Here is a 15,171-nt window from a genome sequence, read left to right on the forward strand (position 1 = left end):
CTTTCTATCCACATCTCACCTTCCCATCCCAGGACAGAACGGCCGCAAGGCGCGCCCGCGTTCTCGTGGGAGGACCATGGGGCAACACTAGTTCGAATGAGTATCCGTCACCGCAACCCTCATAGCCGGCCCTCTATAGTCAGGCGTTGCCGGCCATTGTTGAAGCCGATCGCGCATCGCGCAGGTAATCGCGTTTTTCTGTCAGCTCCTGTGCTGATTTTTCGCCTAGAAGCTCTAGCACGCCTGCCCGTGCGCGAGTGAGCCGGCTTTTGACCGTTCCAACGGCGCAACCGCATATCACGGCAGTCTCTTCGTAGCTGACACCAAGCACCCCCACTAGCATCAGCACTTCGCTCTGAGATTTTGGCAAGCTTTGAATTGCCCGGTGGACCTCCTTGCTTTGCAGCGACCACTCCTGTGCAGGCTGCGAAACGGGTGCAAGCGAGGCGCAGTCAACGATACCTGGTGCTTCCCTCGTGGCAGCCCTGAAGCGCGTATAATAGGTGTTCCGCATGATCGTGAAGAGCCATGACTTCATTCGCGTTCCGGGCTCGAACTTGTCGATGTTGGCCAGCCCTTTGGTCAACGTTTCCTGCACCAGATCGTCGGCATCTTCCCGGGCCTGGCAAAAAGCGCGGGCGAAAGCGCGCAATGCGGGAATGAACTCGACGATGGAAAGTTCACCAGCGCCCTGCTGAGCCAAGGTATCGCCCCTGTGTGACAAAATCGGCCTCCCTCAGAGCCTTGCTTGGGCTCTGTTGAACAACTCGAGAAACAGGCTTCGCGGAGAGATTGCGACTGGGCCTGATCCAGCGGGCACCTACAGGCACCTCCCGCCACCTTGCCCTGGGCATGGGCTCAAGCATTCACATTCGTTAACCCCGAGGGTTTTGCAGGCTGGCCACATTGTAGCAGTCAGACCATTGCCGCCGATATGATGGCGCCTGTAGTTGGACCGACAACGACGCCCCGAGCGAACCAGTCGGCCGCCTCAATTGCCATGCTGGGAGCAGCAAAATGACTGTTCCAAAACTCATCCCGAAGCGCTGAGTTCAAGCTTCTCGATTTTGAGAATCAAGCTGAGCCTCAGGATCTTTCGCCCGCTCTCGTCACGAATATCCACCAACAGCTGTTGCTGCTCCGAACCTCCCAGTGCTTCCCGCGCCAAGTCTATCAGACCGTCGACAGCTGCTTGGCGGGCTGCCGCGATCCCTTCGCATTCCACGCCCATGTCGTCTTCAACAAGATGCTCAGCATCGCCGCTGTCAAAAAAATATCGTCGCATGCGATCGGCATCCTCATCAAAAGCTAAGCAATGTCCCTTTGGTGCAGGTACGTCGGATCGAAGTCTCCTGCTCGGACCAGGCGGGGCCAGTCGAGAGCACGCAGCCTTGTGCCTGAGGTGGCAATCAGGCCGTCGCCGCGCAGTTCCTGAAGGGTGCGGTTCACGTGAACAGTCGACAAGCCGAGAGCATCGCCAAGAGCGGCCTGCGTGAGGGGGAGGTCCGCTACGTAGTCCTCGATGCGTCCGACAGACCGCAAACGCACGATAAGCTCGCATAGGATGTGGGCTGTGCGGGCGTAGGCCTCGCGTCGCCCCACATTGGTGACCCATTCCCGGTAGATGGAGGCGTCGATCAGGGTCGATCGCCAGAACGCCGTCGCGATACGCGGATGCTGTTCGCAAATTGGGCGAAGAACGCTATGCCGGATGAAGCCTAGTCTGCTTGGCGTCAGGCTCGAGAAGCTGCAATCCATGACAGAAAGATGCAGGCCATGCAGATCGGGAATATCTCCTGCGACAAAGAAGCTGGTGATCTGCCGTCTTCCCTGACCAGTAAACTTGGACGAACACACCAGGCCGTCCAGAACCACAAACGAATTTGTGGGGCTATCGCCTTCCGATACGATATCCTGATTGGCTGCGACATCCTTTTCCTGAGTCGACATGCCCCGCAGGACCGCGGCGTCATCGTCGCTGATGTCAGCGATTCTTCGAATTTTGCGGATGAGCACGTCTGACGACAAAACTGAAGACAAGATTTGTGGACCTACTTTGGTTGTTATCGCAAGTTTGCACTTATACGTTCAAGTGCTCTCCGGCGACTGCGAGTGCTCGAGACAACAATTGCCGATGGACATCCTCTATTCCGATCCAACCCCCGAAGCTGGGACCGGCACGTCTGCTGGAAGCCGATCGGTTGCAAAGAGACCGGTCCATCCAAATCACCTGCTGCCGAATCCAAAATACATGGCCTACGAACGCCTCCGGTCTACCATCGTTGCTGTACGAATTTAACTATCGGCCTCCTTCCGAGCAAAGGGGAACCTTTGCAGTGGGGGCCCAGCACCAATCAGCTCACCGACATGAACGGCGTCGTGAGCAGCTTGTAGAGGAGGCTCTTCCAGCGCCTTTCGGCCTTCTGGAACCATCAAAACTGACAATCGTTACGCTGTTCAGCAACCTACATGAGGGGCAACGTGAACGAAGATGACGCCTCACCATTAGCGACCGGGGTAGAAGGCCTCGACTATGTTTTGCGCGGGGGTTATGCCAAATTTCGGTCACACCTCGTTGAGGGAAGGCCTGGCTCAGGCAAGACCACGCTCGGACTTCAGTTCCTTATCAAGGGGGCCTCGCAAGGCGAGAAATGCCTCTACATTACGCTATCCGAAAGCAAGTGCGAGCTTATATCCGTGGCAAGCAGGCACGGCTGGACTCTGGACGGGATTGAAATTCTGGAACTCGTTCCTCCAGAACTCAGCCTTGATCCCTCCCAGTTGCAGACGCTTGTGCATTCTTCTGACCTGGAACTCGGGGAGACCGTGCAGGCGGCCTTGGCTGAGATCGACCGTATTAAGCCACAGCGCGTCGTGTTCGATTCTCTGTCCGAAATCCGGCTGCTCTCGCAGGGCTCGCTACGCTACCGCAGGCAGGTCCTGGCGCTGAAAAGCTTCTTTCTGCTCAACCATGCGACGGTGTTGTTACTCGACGACCTCACGGCCGAGCAGGATGACCTCAACCTGCATTCGATCAGCCATGGGGTCATCCGTATGGAGCAACTGACCCCGATCTATGGTGGCGAGCGGCGGCGCCTGCGGGTGATAAAGATGCGTGGGGTGCAAATACGTGGCGGTTACCACGACTTTGTCATCCGGCCGGGCGGGGTCACGGTCTTTCCGCGACTGGTCGCCGCCGAGCACCCTGAAGCCGAACACGGCTCGCCGGCCTTAAGCGGAAATGCCGTGGACACTCTGCTCGGCGGTGGCCTCGATCGGGGCACAAGCACGCTGTTGATCGGCCCTTCGGGTGTGGGGAAGTCCACCATAGCCTGCTCCTACTGTCATGCAGCGCTTCAGCGCGGTGAGCGCGTCCTGGTTCTGCTGTTCGATGAAACTGATCGCATTTTCCTGGGACGTGCAGCCGGCGTCGGTATGGATCTCAAGGCCTTCCTGCAAGACGGAATGCTCCTGCTCGAACAGATCGACCCGGCCGATCTTTCACCCGGCGAATTGTCATCAAAGATCCAGATCGCAGTCGAGCGGCTTGATGCCCGGATCGTAGTGATCGACAGCCTCACAGGGTATCTCAATTCGATGTCCGAAGAGCAGCACCTTGTGCTGCAGATGCATGAAATTCTCACCTACCTCAACCAGAAGGGCGTCGTGACGATCCTGCTGCTCGCCAATCACGGGCTGATCGGCCAGACGGCGGCGCCAATCGACATGACCTATCTGTCTGATGCAGTGATGTTGCTGAGGTTTTTCGAAAGTGGCGGTCGCATCCGACGAGCGATTTCGGTGGTGAAGAGGCGAGTTGGCCCTCATGAGGACACTATTCGTGAATTCATGGTCAGCAGCCAGGGCATAGCTGTCGGCGAGCCGCTCGACCAATTCAGGGGAATACTTACAGGCGTGCCCTTTTTTGAGGGCAAACAAAGCGATCTGCTCGCTGACAAAAAGCCATGACGCCGAAAGAACCTGTCATACTCGTGCTCGCCCCGGTTGGTCGAGACGCTCAGCTAGCCGCCTCGATTCTGGCAAAACACGGGATCGGCACACGCATCTGTGCAAATCTGGATGAGGTTTTGCGGCTTCTCGACAGCGCACACTGCCTCGTCGTCGCCGAAGAAGCGCTCATCAATTCCGACCGGAGCCAATTCGCCGCCTGGCTGCAGAACCAACCTGCGTGGTCTGATTTTCCAGTAGTTCTTCTGGCAATGCGGGGAACGGAATTCGACAAGCGTCTTGCGTTTCTGGATCGGTATCTCATCGTTCTCGAAAGGCCTTTCCTGGCCTCAAGCCTGGCCAATTCGGTGCGGTGGGCGTTGCGTGCCCGTGCACGCCAGCTCGAGGTCAAGTCCCACCTTGAACAGAAACAGGAGGTCGCAGATCGTCAAAAGCTCTTGATCCGCGAGCTTCATCACCGGGTCAAAAACACCCTGGCCAACGTGAGAGCGATGATGGGAGCGACGGCCCGGTCCAGCGATAGCGTCGACAGCTTCGTGCGTGATTTCTCCGCAAGAATCGTGTCGCTTGCCGACACGCACTCAATGCTTACAGATGACTATTGGCAGACGGCCTCTTTACAGAAGTTGCTTGAGGCGGAACTGAGGCACTACGAGATCCATGGCGAGCCGCGAATATCACTGCATGGTCCGAATGTGGCCCTCGTCGCGGACATTGCGATACCTGTCGGCATGGCGTTTCATGAACTTGCCTCCAACTCGGCAAAATTCGGCGCCCTCTCGCGCCCGCAAGGCCGCCTTGAAGTGCAATGGTGGATACCAGATTCCGCAGGTGAGCAGATCCTGCATCTTCATTGGCAGGAGCGGGACGGCCCCATTGTGCAGCCGCCGACTCGACGAGGCTTTGGAACGACATTGCTCGAAAGGGTGGTTACAGTGCAGTGCAATGCAAAGATCGAACTGCATTACGATCCAGACGGCCTGCGTTTCACTATGGCGTTGCCTTTACGCGATACGAGACTCGTGCCAGCGTACTCCTGAGTGACCTGCCGGACGCGACGAACTAGCCTGTGGCCGCAGCCGAAGCCACTAATTAAAGCGCTGGCTCCGCGACTTTCTTCAGCGATTCGACGGTACGCCACGATGCAGGTTGCGAGTTGGGCTCGCTATCCGGGCTCCTCAGGCCGCCCGGCGCCTGGCGGCACCATGTGACCCACGCTGTCGGAGACACGTGGGCTGGTCGGGGCGCCGTGACGTTGGGACAAACCCCGCTGCTAAGCCGACCTTTTGAGCTCCGCGACCTGAACGCCCAGCCGGAACGCCTGACCGTCTGCAAACGAGCGCGCGTAGCTCTCAGCTGTGAAAGGAACCGTGGTAGTCGTACCATTGACCGTCACGCGAACCGACCACTCTTTCGCCCTCACGATTTCAACGGCATGTTGCTCATGCGCAGCCATGCATTCCTCCCAGAATGGTACATTTGAGGAAGGGGAGGATAGCGTCGCAAATGTCGTTTGCATGCAAACAATCCGACACCCCAAGGTCGAAATGTCAAAACAGCGCACAGCTGCGGCACCCGCAGCGCTTGGGGAACCGGGCCATCCCGATCACGTTGTGTCGGGCAACCTGGGCTACTCATGCAACAACTTCTCCAAGAATTCGGCCATCCGACATACGTCCCGTTTCCAGTCATTGCGGCGAGGCTTCTACTGGCGTCGATCTTCGGTGCTGCGATCGGTTTCGAACGCGAATGGCGAATCGGCCTGCAGGGCTTCGGACGCATATTGTGCTCTGCGTGGCAGCGGCTACGTTCGGCATTCTGACGATGGAAATCGTTCACGCGTCGATATTTCTGCAGGATTCCGTAAAGGTCGATCCGATTGGCGTCGTCGAAGCGGTCACCACTGGCGTCGCTTTCCTTGCTGCCGGATCGATCTTGTTTTCGAGAGGCGAGATCCACGGGCTGACGACCGGTGCGGGCCTGTGGCTGTCTGGCGCAATTGGCGTGGCGTGCGGGCTTGGTCTGTGGCAGGTGGCCGCGCTCGGCACGCTTTTGGTGCTTGTCGCTGCAGGCCTTCTTTATAATTTGCAGCCAAGTCTGGCATTGGCGAAAATACCGTACCAGGGAAGCCAATGTCGGGAGAAGAAGTGTCCAAGCGGCGCAAAAGCTGAGGACAGAGGCGAATACATAGGTTAGCCGCGCCGCCCAAGCTCAGACATCAAGTGCAGTGCCGTGCCAGATGCATTGACCGATTGCGGGGCGCCTTGTGGCTGGATACTGGGCAGCACGCCACGTACTTCGTTCGCATGGCTCGTTCCCATTTGCTTGAGCGCACGAGTTCGCTCGAAGGCGAGCACCCTAAGGCTCGCTAGTCACGCCTAGCGGCCCTCCCCGCTCCAAGCTGCTGGTCCCACCGGGGAGAAACTGGCGTAGATTCTTGGGTAGTTTCGACCAAATCTCAATTGGCGGGCAGAGGTCATAAGTCACGAATTATCGCACCCGTCCCAAGATACCCGACCCGAAACTTGTGCTTTTTCCCGCGGGGAACAAATCGCGCGCGGTGTGGTTCGGCGTAAATCCAGCCGGGAGGGAAAAATGCGCAGAGTGTGGAATGCGGGCGTTCCGTGCGCGCTTGTCGTTGTTGCCGCCAGCCTCAGCGCCTTATCGGATCCGCTGCCGCCCGATCTCACTTACCGGCCGCTGCCGGCCCGTCCGTTCTCGGCAGTCAAGGCCGACGACGAGGCACAGAAGCCACGCGTGATGGCGCGCCAGAAGGCCTTGCTGGACGCGCGATACGACCTTTCGGACCGTCCCATGCCGGGCGTGAAAATGTCCGGCGGCACCAAGCCGGTCCAGGAGGGCGTCCGCGTGAAGCTGGCAAAGGACCAAACCTGGCAGGGCCTGGCGGAGATGAGCCCTGGCGAGATCCGCGACCGCGATCTGCTGCCTGACGGCTGCCTGCCGCTGCCGCATGTCAAACAGGCGGCCGGAGGCCAGGTCTTTCCGGAAGAGGAGATCCGCGAGGTCGGCCGACGGGAAGGACGCGACCTGAGGCGCTTCGACGTCGACTTCGATCTTCCCGATTACCTCACCCCGGAATTCCCGTCACCGATATTCCTGACCACTCATCCGGAGCTTGGCGATGTGTCGCGCGGCGAGCTGCTGACTATCCGCAACTACTACGAAATCATGAACGGCATCATCACGCCGGTGCAGATGGAGGGTCTGCGGCTTTTGTTGACGCCGTTCCCGCAGGAGGAATTCAACCAAACCGAGGACCGCAAGGTGGCTGGGCAAAGCATGGGAGTGGCCTGCCTCGATTGTCACGCCAATTTCAACACCAATGCCGCCTTTCATCTAACGCCCGATATCAGGCCGCAGGCAGCGCGCTTCCGCCTCGATTCGACCAGCCTGCGCGGCCTGTTCAATCAGCAAATTCATGGATCGAAACGGTCGTTGCGTTCGGTCGAGGATTTCACCGAATTCGAGCAGCGCACCGCCTATTTCAATGGCGACCATGTCAGCGCCACCAGGAAGGGCGTCAACCTGCCAGACCGCACCAATCAGGTGGCGATGATGGCGCAGATGCAGAACATCATCGACTTTCCGCCGGCGCCGAAGCTCGATGCGTTCGGAAAGCTCGATGCCGCCATGGCCAGCGAAAAGGAACTGGCGGGCGAGCGGGTGTTCATGGGCAAGGGCCGCTGCTCGGCATGCCATGACCCACAAACATCGTTCATGGACAACAACATGCACGATTTGAAATTGGAGCGCTTCTACAAACCCGGGCGGACCGTCAACGATATGGTGGAACTGCCCGACGGGCCGATCAAGACGTTTACGCTGCGCGGCATCAAGGACACGCCACCCTATCTGCATGACGGCCGCCTGATGACGCTGGCCGATACGGTGGAGTTTTTCAACCTGGTACTCGGCGTCAAGCTCACCCAGGACGAGAAGGATGATCTCGTCGCCTATATGCTCGCGCTTTGACACGCGGCAGGCCGACCGGTCGGCACATCTTCGGTGGAGGTTTTCATGCGTGTTCTTGCAACGACCTTGGGCCTGACGGCACTCTGCGCATCGCCTCTCTTGGTATCCCCGCTCTTTGCGCAGATCGGAAATCCGGCCGGTAACGCCCCGGACACGTTGATGGACTCGCCGGGCCAGCCCATGCCGCATCAGACGAATTACCAGGACCGGCTGTTCGCGCAGCTCGCCGCCGCCGGCGGCACGGCAGAAGTCGATTTCGGTAATCTTGCGAAAAAATCCGGCCATTCCGCCATCAAGGAATTTGCCAGCCGCATGGTCGACGATCACTCAGCGGCAAACGAGAAACTGAAATCGCTTGCCGAGACCGACAAGATCCCACTGCAGCAAGGGCTCGACGACGAGCACAAGCAGCTGCGCGCCAAGCTCGAAAAGCTCGAAGGGGCAGCGTTCGACCTCGCCTATATCAGCGGCCAGATCACCGATCACCAGAAGACTGTGCAACTGCTCGAATGGGAGATCGGGTCAGGCCAGGATGCCGACCTTCAGCATTTCGCCTCAGATACTTTGCCGACTGTGCTCGAGCATTTGCGGATGGCGTGCGACATCAAAGCAAAACTCGCAACCCAGGCGCTCGCCGACGCCGCTTCGGGGCCGCCAAGAAAGTGAATGGGTTAGCGCGCGCCACGTAAAACGGCGGACCCAGTGCTTAAATTGCCCACGGGCCGGCCATGCAGTCGCCTTGATGATGGAAACCTCCGCATCGCTCGCAGCTCATTCCCCACGAGTTCCGGCCCAATGTCCCGAAGGTTCCCTTCAGGTCACGCGGCTGGACCTGCGCTTGCTTTTGCAGACCAGCATTGAATATAGAAGCTGCCCAGCCCCGGGCATTGCTGAGCTTCCATTCGGTGCCGAGCTTACGTCTTCCAACGCGTGCCGCTAGACAGCCACAGAGAGAACAATAGCCATGGGGCAAAGCGGAGATCGCAGGAACAGCAACTTGATCCTGCCGACTGGAAGCTTGTGACCAACGAGGCCATAGCTGCCCATGGTGGGGCTAGAGAACTAGCCCCTCTCGTCGCCAACGCTGCCCCTGGAGCGTGGGCTGGCTCTAGCGGCCGCTACTTTGAGTCGTGAGTTAGCAGGGGATGGCACCGCCGAAGATGGTCGCAGCGACACCGAACAGGTTCGCGGCAGAGGAAGGCAGCCAGCATGCGAGAGCATCCTACCGCAGCAGAAGGCACCCAACTCATTGTTGCCAACGCCTTCGTCGACGAGACCGGGCACCTTCAGCTGACTTCGGTCCAGCAGAGCAGCAGTCGGAAGATCGGGCAGTAAGGACCGCGAACGCTCTTGCGAGTAAACATGCAGCGGCTATTGAGTGGTCCCGTGATGCTAACTTGGCGCAGGGCGAATACAGGGAGCCGACGACCCCCTTTGTTCGAGGCGACGTGCCCGACTGGAGTGACGGGCTGCGCGTCCGACGCCAGGCACCGCTCAGCCAGGTGCAGCAGATCAGCGCTTAGCAGTGTCGCTTTCGGTCTCGGCCCTCGCGAGGAACTCCCCGGTTGTCGACGGAAGATGGTCTTTTAGCCATTCCGCCATCGAGACCTCCTCTCGGAGGTTGTCTTCGCAAGCTCGCACGACCTCGGTTTCGCCCAGCGATTCGGCGGCGGCAATGAGGATCGTGTAGGAGGCGATTTCCATGTGTTCGAACGTATAGCTCGCGAGGGAACCCTTCATCACCTCGTCGGCGGCAAAGAAGCCGCTCAACGACTGCGCCATGGCAGTCACCTTTCCGCCAGCATCTTTCATTGTGGACGAACCCTCATCCATCCGGTCGAGACAGGCTTTCAGCCGAGCAGCCTGCTGTCTCGTTTCATCTAGGTGCAGGCGCATTCGGTCGCTGAGCTCGGGGTAGTTCTCAATGCGGCTTAGCTGCCCGTTCAACATTGTTTCGGCCTGCTCCTCCATGGCATGAGCGTCCCGAAGCCATTGCACCAGCCATTCTCGCGACTCTGACATTTTCAAATCTCCTTTGTGACAAAAGAGAACTGCCGAACTGTGAGATTGTTCCTAGAGAAGCGGGCCTCGGTCTCTTCCGTCCGAGGCCGCAAATCATGGGACTTAGATTAACAGAATCCAACGCCAAGCGGCGGGCGTTATCGGCATCATTGCCTCACTAACCGAGAAAGCGGGTTTTGCGGAGGCTCTCGTCTACTGCCAACCTTCGTTCTGCATGACAAACAGTGTTGAATTGCGACGAACTAAAGGCTCCCTAACGCAACGTACCCCGATTACGCGACTTACGGTCCGCACGCTAATAGCCGAACTGATCGAGGACGCCGCCTCAGCAACTATCTTTGGATCGACGGCGTGGGGCAACGGCAGCATGAGAGCACGGAAGTAACTCTAAGCCGATCAGGGCGATGAGTCTGGCCGCGCACGTTTTAACCAAACATCCCGGGCAGTTCACAGCTGACACGTGCTCACTCTTTGTCGGCCTGATCAGTTTCGTCAAGCAAAGACTTATGCTCGTCCGGCAGCCCCTCTTCTAGCGGAAGGTTTAGCGCCTTGCGGAGGTAGTCACGGATGGCTTCTGACGTGATCCACCGTCGTATAAGGTCGGCGATAACCTTCTGCTTCCTTTTGTCGACCTCAACCATGGCCGAACCTGCATGCTGCATACGACCGAACCATCTAGGGGCCGGACTTGTTCCTCGGGAAGTTTGAGAGAAATTTCTGAGCGGGTGATCGGACAAGTGGCTCGCGTGCCCCCCCGCGCTATGCGCTTCAGTTCGAAATTCCGTCCTGGCACGTGCGGCGAGAAAACCGGGGCGGCTTCTATGTGCGTCACCTATCCATCGCGAACGGCTCATGCTCGGGAAGGTGATGATGCAGCACTTCGACAAGGTTTCGCTTATCGAATGTCTGCCCGCAAATTGGACAGAACTCCAAATGCCCCGGTTCGTCGTTGTCCGGCGACCCGTTGATTTTGCCCCTCATAGTTGGCGGATTGTGCTTATCCCGTCTCAAGTCGTCATCCGTCATAACCTGTTGGGATAGCCGACGGCATTTGGGAGACGACGATTTGGCCGCTGCACCTACCGGCTGAGAGCGTTCGCCCCGGCTGGGCTGGACTATACGCCCGTTCATGCATCATTGCTAATTTAACAAAATGATCATCGTACGTTCCCCTAGGCGCCAGTGCGATCGGGCCTAGACTCCATTCCGTGCGTAAACCAAGGAGTAGCAGGGGCCGCCTCGAGTTCATTCCGCCGATCGAGCCCAAGCTGGTCCCTACCGCACCCAGCTAATCATCAACGGCCCCGACGACATCCGCGTCTTCAGCAAGTCCGGCGCCAACTGGACGAGCAAATATACCGGCCTCGTCGAAGGCGAGCGGGCTCGAGGTCAAGAACGCGATCTTCGAGGGCGAGGCGGTCGTCACCAATGAGGCAGGGGCCGCTGCCCGACTTCGACGCGCTGCAGAAGGCCGTTCACAGCGACCCCTACGCCATGATCCTCGGCGCCTTCGACATCATGCATCTCGACGGCCACGATCTACGCGATGTCGGCTGCAAGGCGCGCCGCGAAATCCTGTTCGGCATCATCCAGCCGAATAGTTCAGCGAGGTGGTACCCGGCGATCCGAAGGCCATCTTCTATCTCGCCGACCAAGCGGGGCTGGAGGGGATCGTTTCCAAGCGCGCCGACAGCCCATATCGGAGCGGCCCCCGACATGAAGGAACGGCTATGGAAACGGGTAAAGGACCATGCCGGCCCGCTCCGGAGGGCATCAAGAAGCGACCGGCGACCGTGGGTTGAGCCGGCGTGAAGTTGCGGATCAAGCACCTTCGTGGTGAGCACAAATACATACGCCACCTTCTCTGCTGGGCTCGGCGATGAGGGCTAGAGTAGGCTAGTCTGGGATACATCCTCGAGCAGGGTCGACTTATCCAAGCCTTGTGTCGGCTCAGGCGGCCATTCACCATTCGGCGTCATCTCGTTGACCGTCTCGGGTAGATCCCGCGCAATCCTTCTGATTAGCTCCTCGCGCGAAAGACACGTGTGCATCAAAATGGACGTGAGTGTACCTTCGTCCATTGCCGCTTCGACGTCCCTTGGCTCGATCGGTTGGTTTGGCCCGCTGCCAACCCACGAGTCGACCTTCGATCCTGCCCCCACCTCCCTGAACCGGTCGAGGATCTCACCAAGATCAGCCCTCGACACGCCATTCGTTATCTGAGCCAGAATTCTGCGTTGCGGGTCGTTTGGGTTAAGATACCCCGCTCCCGGAATCAATTCACAGAGCTTGTCGCGATTTTGGTAAGCCAGAACGCCAAGCATCGAGATCGCCAATCTTCCCAGATTTGCCATTTGGTCTCCTCCACGGTTTTGGCCGATGAGCGAACCGAAGCCAAGTCTTGGCGGATGGCGACGCGTGTGGACTCGAACAACTTCTTGCCGGTCGGCTCGCCGGCGGAGAGGACGCGTCCTTCGGGGTACTCGTTTTCCATCTGATTCTCCTGACGCAGAACTTCGGGGCGCTTGGCCGCAGTCGCCCTGCGCCGATCGAACGCCCTAACCCGGCGCCTCCCGGGTTTGTTCCGCTTGTCAGAGTTTGTCGGCGACGATGGGGCGCGCGACCCGACGGGTAACTCTACCGGCTCGAGAGATAGAGTCTGCCCAACTTGACCATACTTCAGAACGACGGCGGCTCGATTAGCCTCAGCTACCTTGGACTGCCGCCGGCTCGCGCACAAATTTCAATTTCGGCGGGACGGCGAACACCCTGAACCGCTCAGCCAGGCTGTCAAGAGCGTGACGCATTCCCACTCCCGCAGCAGCCGCACCGTGTCCACTGATGACCATCTGCGGGTTCAGGGCAGCCAGGTGCTTCACGGATCTTTCCGCGGCATCCCAGTCCGGCGTGAAGTAGCGCGGCGGACCGTGCATCTCGAGACGCTGGACGGCGACCTCATAGACTGACTCCTGACCGGTGGTGATGAAAGCGTCCCCTACGATCAGCGAACGGTCCTTCTCGCGCCAGAGCGAGATATGCCCAGGGGCGTGCCCGGGTGTGTGTAACCATCGCCATCCGGGCATTCCGGGGATCGATCCGTCGGCAGGTAAGAGTTCCAAACGGTTGCCAAGATCAATTGGCCCGCGTGGAAAAAGCGGTGACAGCAGCGCCATCAGTCCACCCCGGACCCAGGGATCGGGTGGCGGATAGGATGCGGTTCCGTCCAAATAGGGGCGCTCGAGTGGATGCGCGAAGACAGGGACGTCCCACTTGTTCGCGAGGTCTAGAACCGTTCCCACATGGTCGAAATGGCCGTGGGTCAGGATGATCGCGGCCGGCCGTGCGTTCGTGCCAAACCGCCTTTCCGCGACCGCAAGAATGCTGCTGCGGGACGTCGGCAACCCCGTATCGATCAGCACCCAGTTCCGATCTCCGCTGCCCGGTGCGCCGAAGAACACGACATTGACGATTGCTAGCCGCAAATAACCCAAGTCCGGTGCGATGCTCCAAGCGCCGTCGCCACGATCCTCGCGCCTGGCGTGGTCGATCTCGGAAAGTCGAATCTGAACGGTCATGTGATCCCGTGCCTCTTTTGTTGCTGAGCAGCCGCCGATCGGCGGCGGTGGTACATCGCCCCGAACTTGGCACGGCCCTCCTTGTTCCTCGTTCGCCAGGCAGCTCCGGACAGTCCATCACCGGAGTCGACCAATCGTTCGGCATTACCCGGTCACGCAAGGACGAGCTGGACTGAGCAACAAAGATGGCGCGCGCCCGATTGGCTGCGGTATTCCGCCAACGCACGCGGCGGGCCTGCGGGCGGCACTGCTGGTCACGGCTGCGCGACGATCACGATTCAACCGCCGCAGGAATCCTCACGCAGGATTGGGTTCCGAACCGCGATCATTGCGGCGGAGCGCACGCGGCTCGGTCTCCCCGCTGCATTGCCCTCAAGCGCACGGTTCCTCAACTGATGCTCGGCTGGCGGCAACTTGCTCGCCAGCCGAGCCGATGTGCCATCAACAACCCTGGTCGGTCTTTTTCACCTGACCCGGCGCGGCGGTATTGGCTGTCGTGTCCTGCTGACCAGGCGCCGCCTGCTGAGCGCTGCCAGTCTGCTGGCCGGGCGCGCAGTCTCTGGCCGAGTTCGGATTTGTGGTGCCGCCGGTGGTGGTCGTGTCGGTGCCCTGATCGCCGGACATGTTGGTCCCGCTGCTCGTCGTGCCGGTGCCCTGATCCGTCGTGCTGGGCATGGTTGTCGTGGTCGAGGTTCCGTTGGATGAGGTTCCGCTCGAAGTTCCGCTCGTCGTCTGGGCAAAGGAAAGCCCGGCCGACACCGCCAGCACGGCCGAACCCAAAAGGATGCGTTTCATCTTCTTTCTCCTGTCTGAATGCGCGCGATGCGCTGGCACATCCAACAGGCAGACACAAAGACTGTTCCCCGAAAAAGCTCAATTTTTGTAACTCTGGTCGACGGGCTCTATTGCGCCGGGAACACGGATCAGTTCGTCGCTAATTGCTAGTTTCTCTGCCCAGATTTGGTTGAAAAGATTCCACAGCCAGTCTTGACGACCAAGAAAATGTTCCTTCTCTGTTCTCATGGCGCTCGAACCAATCGTCACGCCGGGCAAGGCGACCCGGCACAATAAGCTCGGCAAGGCTGAATGCAGCTGCGGCAACGTCCCCTACTGCCGTTCCGCCGACCTGATGATGGTGTATGGTGGTGGCGTCGATCCACTAACGCTGAGGTTCGACTGCAGCCGCTGCAAGCCGACGGGGAAGATTACGCTGCTCGAAGTGCATCCGGAGCACCTGCCGAAGCGGCTGATCATCCAGAAGCCAATGAAGATCGACGGCAAGATCCATTGGACCACCGAACGGTTCCCGGGATGAGTCCGGCAAACGGCTGGACAGTTCAGGGGCTAATAGACGGGCGCATGGAAATCCATGCGTATTCCCACAATCCACAATGCCACCACAATCAGCCGCTCGATCTTGGAAAGCTGAAGGCTAAACTCGATCGAAGGCGCCGCAACGGCGGATCATCTGATTCCAAGCTCAGGTACGCAAAGTGCAGTGGCAATCGTGTCGTGTTGACCTATACGCCCGACACGGCGCCGCCTATCTACCGGGCAAGATCGTAGAGCCGGCAGCCGGCCGAAGCCGAATTTCTCAGGCCGGCGGCGACGA

General features: G+C 59.2%; 15 protein-coding genes. 7 read left to right on the plus strand and 8 right to left on the minus strand.

Features of this window, described 5'->3' with window-relative positions:
- Window positions 1-139 precede the first annotated feature (139 nt).
- The 3 genes from NKH98_RS29550 to NKH98_RS29560 all read right to left on the minus strand — a co-directional run bounded on the left by NKH98_RS29550 (window position 140) and on the right by NKH98_RS29560 (window position 2,040).
- Window positions 140-703, minus strand: a complete 564-nt coding sequence (locus NKH98_RS29550; RefSeq protein ID WP_352903801.1) for a sigma-70 family RNA polymerase sigma factor — start codon at window positions 701-703, stop codon at window positions 140-142.
- 330 nt (window positions 704-1,033) lie between these two features.
- Window positions 1,034-1,285: a DUF6894 family protein gene (locus NKH98_RS29555; protein WP_352903803.1), complete on the minus strand. Its 252-nt coding sequence runs from the start codon at window positions 1,283-1,285 to the stop codon at window positions 1,034-1,036.
- A gap of 23 nt (window positions 1,286-1,308) precedes the next feature.
- Window positions 1,309-2,040: a Crp/Fnr family transcriptional regulator gene (locus NKH98_RS29560; RefSeq protein ID WP_352903805.1), complete on the minus strand. Its 732-nt coding sequence runs from the start codon at window positions 2,038-2,040 to the stop codon at window positions 1,309-1,311.
- A gap of 429 nt (window positions 2,041-2,469) precedes the next feature.
- Here NKH98_RS29560 and NKH98_RS29565 point away from each other — a divergent pair, with 429 nt between their 5' ends.
- The 5 genes from NKH98_RS29565 (at window position 2,470) to NKH98_RS29585 (ending at window position 8,628) form a co-directional block, all read left to right on the plus strand.
- Complete coding sequence (locus tag NKH98_RS29565; protein ID WP_352903807.1) at window positions 2,470-3,969, plus strand: ATPase domain-containing protein; 1,500 nt, start codon at window positions 2,470-2,472, stop codon at window positions 3,967-3,969.
- Entirely contained in the window at window positions 3,966-5,009 is a 1,044-nt protein-coding gene (locus NKH98_RS29570; RefSeq protein WP_352903809.1) for a sensor histidine kinase, read from the plus strand. The genes NKH98_RS29565 and NKH98_RS29570 overlap by 4 nt, the downstream gene beginning before the upstream one ends.
- 709 nt (window positions 5,010-5,718) lie before the next feature.
- Window positions 5,719-6,165 carry an MgtC/SapB family protein gene (locus NKH98_RS29575; protein WP_352903812.1) on the plus strand — a complete coding sequence of 149 codons (447 nt, stop codon included), beginning with the start codon at window positions 5,719-5,721 and terminating at the stop codon, window positions 6,163-6,165.
- Between the two features lie 399 nt (window positions 6,166-6,564).
- Window positions 6,565-7,962 (plus strand): cytochrome B6, encoded by a 1,398-nt coding sequence (locus NKH98_RS29580; protein WP_352903813.1) that lies wholly within the window; start codon window positions 6,565-6,567, stop codon window positions 7,960-7,962.
- Window positions 7,963-8,007: 45 nt separating this feature from the next.
- The gene (locus tag NKH98_RS29585) at window positions 8,008-8,628 is read left to right on the plus strand and encodes a DUF4142 domain-containing protein (protein WP_352903814.1); all 621 of its coding nucleotides are present in this window, start codon (window positions 8,008-8,010) and stop codon (window positions 8,626-8,628) included.
- A gap of 846 nt (window positions 8,629-9,474) precedes the next feature.
- Here NKH98_RS29585 and NKH98_RS29590 read toward each other — a convergent pair.
- Together NKH98_RS29590 and NKH98_RS29595 are read right to left on the minus strand one after the other, a co-directional pair.
- Window positions 9,475-9,984 carry a ferritin-like domain-containing protein gene (locus tag NKH98_RS29590; RefSeq protein ID WP_352903816.1) on the minus strand — a complete coding sequence of 170 codons (510 nt, stop codon included), beginning with the start codon at window positions 9,982-9,984 and terminating at the stop codon, window positions 9,475-9,477.
- A gap of 464 nt (window positions 9,985-10,448) precedes the next feature.
- Window positions 10,449-10,625, minus strand: coding sequence for a hypothetical protein (locus NKH98_RS29595; RefSeq protein ID WP_352903818.1), 177 nt, complete (start codon window positions 10,623-10,625; stop codon window positions 10,449-10,451).
- A gap of 787 nt (window positions 10,626-11,412) precedes the next feature.
- Between NKH98_RS29595 and NKH98_RS29600 the strand changes: the two genes are divergently transcribed.
- Entirely contained in the window at window positions 11,413-11,796 is a 384-nt protein-coding gene (locus NKH98_RS29600; RefSeq protein ID WP_352903820.1) for a DNA ligase-like domain-containing protein, read from the plus strand.
- A 74-nt stretch (window positions 11,797-11,870) separates the two neighbouring features.
- Here the strand turns inward: NKH98_RS29600 and NKH98_RS29605 are convergent, their stop codons facing one another.
- The 3 genes from NKH98_RS29605 to NKH98_RS29615 all read right to left on the minus strand — a co-directional run bounded on the left by NKH98_RS29605 (window position 11,871) and on the right by NKH98_RS29615 (window position 14,354).
- Window positions 11,871-12,338: a YidB family protein gene (locus tag NKH98_RS29605; protein WP_502894344.1), complete on the minus strand. Its 468-nt coding sequence runs from the start codon at window positions 12,336-12,338 to the stop codon at window positions 11,871-11,873.
- A 351-nt stretch (window positions 12,339-12,689) separates the two neighbouring features.
- Window positions 12,690-13,559 (minus strand): MBL fold metallo-hydrolase, encoded by an 870-nt coding sequence (locus tag NKH98_RS29610; protein ID WP_352903821.1) that lies wholly within the window; start codon window positions 13,557-13,559, stop codon window positions 12,690-12,692.
- Window positions 13,560-14,000: 441 nt separating this feature from the next.
- A complete protein-coding gene (locus NKH98_RS29615) occupies window positions 14,001-14,354 on the minus strand; it encodes a hypothetical protein (RefSeq protein ID WP_352903823.1) in 354 nt (117 codons plus the stop codon).
- Window positions 14,355-14,580: 226 nt separating this feature from the next.
- Between NKH98_RS29615 and NKH98_RS29620 the strand changes: the two genes are divergently transcribed.
- Window positions 14,581-14,874 (plus strand): hypothetical protein, encoded by a 294-nt coding sequence (locus NKH98_RS29620; protein WP_352903825.1) that lies wholly within the window; start codon window positions 14,581-14,583, stop codon window positions 14,872-14,874.
- The last annotated feature ends 297 nt before the right edge of the window (window positions 14,875-15,171 follow it).

The sequence above is a fragment of the Mesorhizobium sp. M0833 genome (assembly GCF_040319905.1).
Taxonomy (GTDB): Bacteria; Pseudomonadota; Alphaproteobacteria; order Rhizobiales; family Rhizobiaceae; genus Mesorhizobium.

What these genes read in the sequence shown, in the direction of transcription:
- NKH98_RS29620 (WP_352903825.1), top strand. Translation starts at nt 14,581, where the DNA reads ATGGCGCTCGAACCAATCGTCACGCCGGGCAAGGCGACCCGGCACAAT.
- NKH98_RS29580 (WP_352903813.1), top strand. Translation starts at nt 6,565, where the DNA reads ATGCGCAGAGTGTGGAATGCGGGCGTTCCGTGCGCGCTTGTCGTTGTT.
- NKH98_RS29565 (WP_352903807.1), top strand. Translation starts at nt 2,470, where the DNA reads ATGAGGGGCAACGTGAACGAAGATGACGCCTCACCATTAGCGACCGGG.
- NKH98_RS29590 (WP_352903816.1), bottom strand. Translation starts at nt 9,984, where the DNA reads ATGTCAGAGTCGCGAGAATGGCTGGTGCAATGGCTTCGGGACGCTCAT.
- NKH98_RS29595 (WP_352903818.1), bottom strand. Translation starts at nt 10,625, where the DNA reads ATGGTTGAGGTCGACAAAAGGAAGCAGAAGGTTATCGCCGACCTTATA.
- NKH98_RS29600 (WP_352903820.1), top strand. Translation starts at nt 11,413, where the DNA reads ATGAGGCAGGGGCCGCTGCCCGACTTCGACGCGCTGCAGAAGGCCGTT.
- NKH98_RS29605 (WP_502894344.1), bottom strand. Translation starts at nt 12,338, where the DNA reads ATGGCAAATCTGGGAAGATTGGCGATCTCGATGCTTGGCGTTCTGGCT.
- NKH98_RS29570 (WP_352903809.1), top strand. Translation starts at nt 3,966, where the DNA reads ATGACGCCGAAAGAACCTGTCATACTCGTGCTCGCCCCGGTTGGTCGA.
- NKH98_RS29575 (WP_352903812.1), top strand. Translation starts at nt 5,719, where the DNA reads ATGGCGAATCGGCCTGCAGGGCTTCGGACGCATATTGTGCTCTGCGTG.
- NKH98_RS29615 (WP_352903823.1), bottom strand. Translation starts at nt 14,354, where the DNA reads ATGAAACGCATCCTTTTGGGTTCGGCCGTGCTGGCGGTGTCGGCCGGG.
- NKH98_RS29585 (WP_352903814.1), top strand. Translation starts at nt 8,008, where the DNA reads ATGCGTGTTCTTGCAACGACCTTGGGCCTGACGGCACTCTGCGCATCG.
- NKH98_RS29555 (WP_352903803.1), bottom strand. Translation starts at nt 1,285, where the DNA reads ATGCGACGATATTTTTTTGACAGCGGCGATGCTGAGCATCTTGTTGAA.
- NKH98_RS29610 (WP_352903821.1), bottom strand. Translation starts at nt 13,559, where the DNA reads ATGACCGTTCAGATTCGACTTTCCGAGATCGACCACGCCAGGCGCGAG.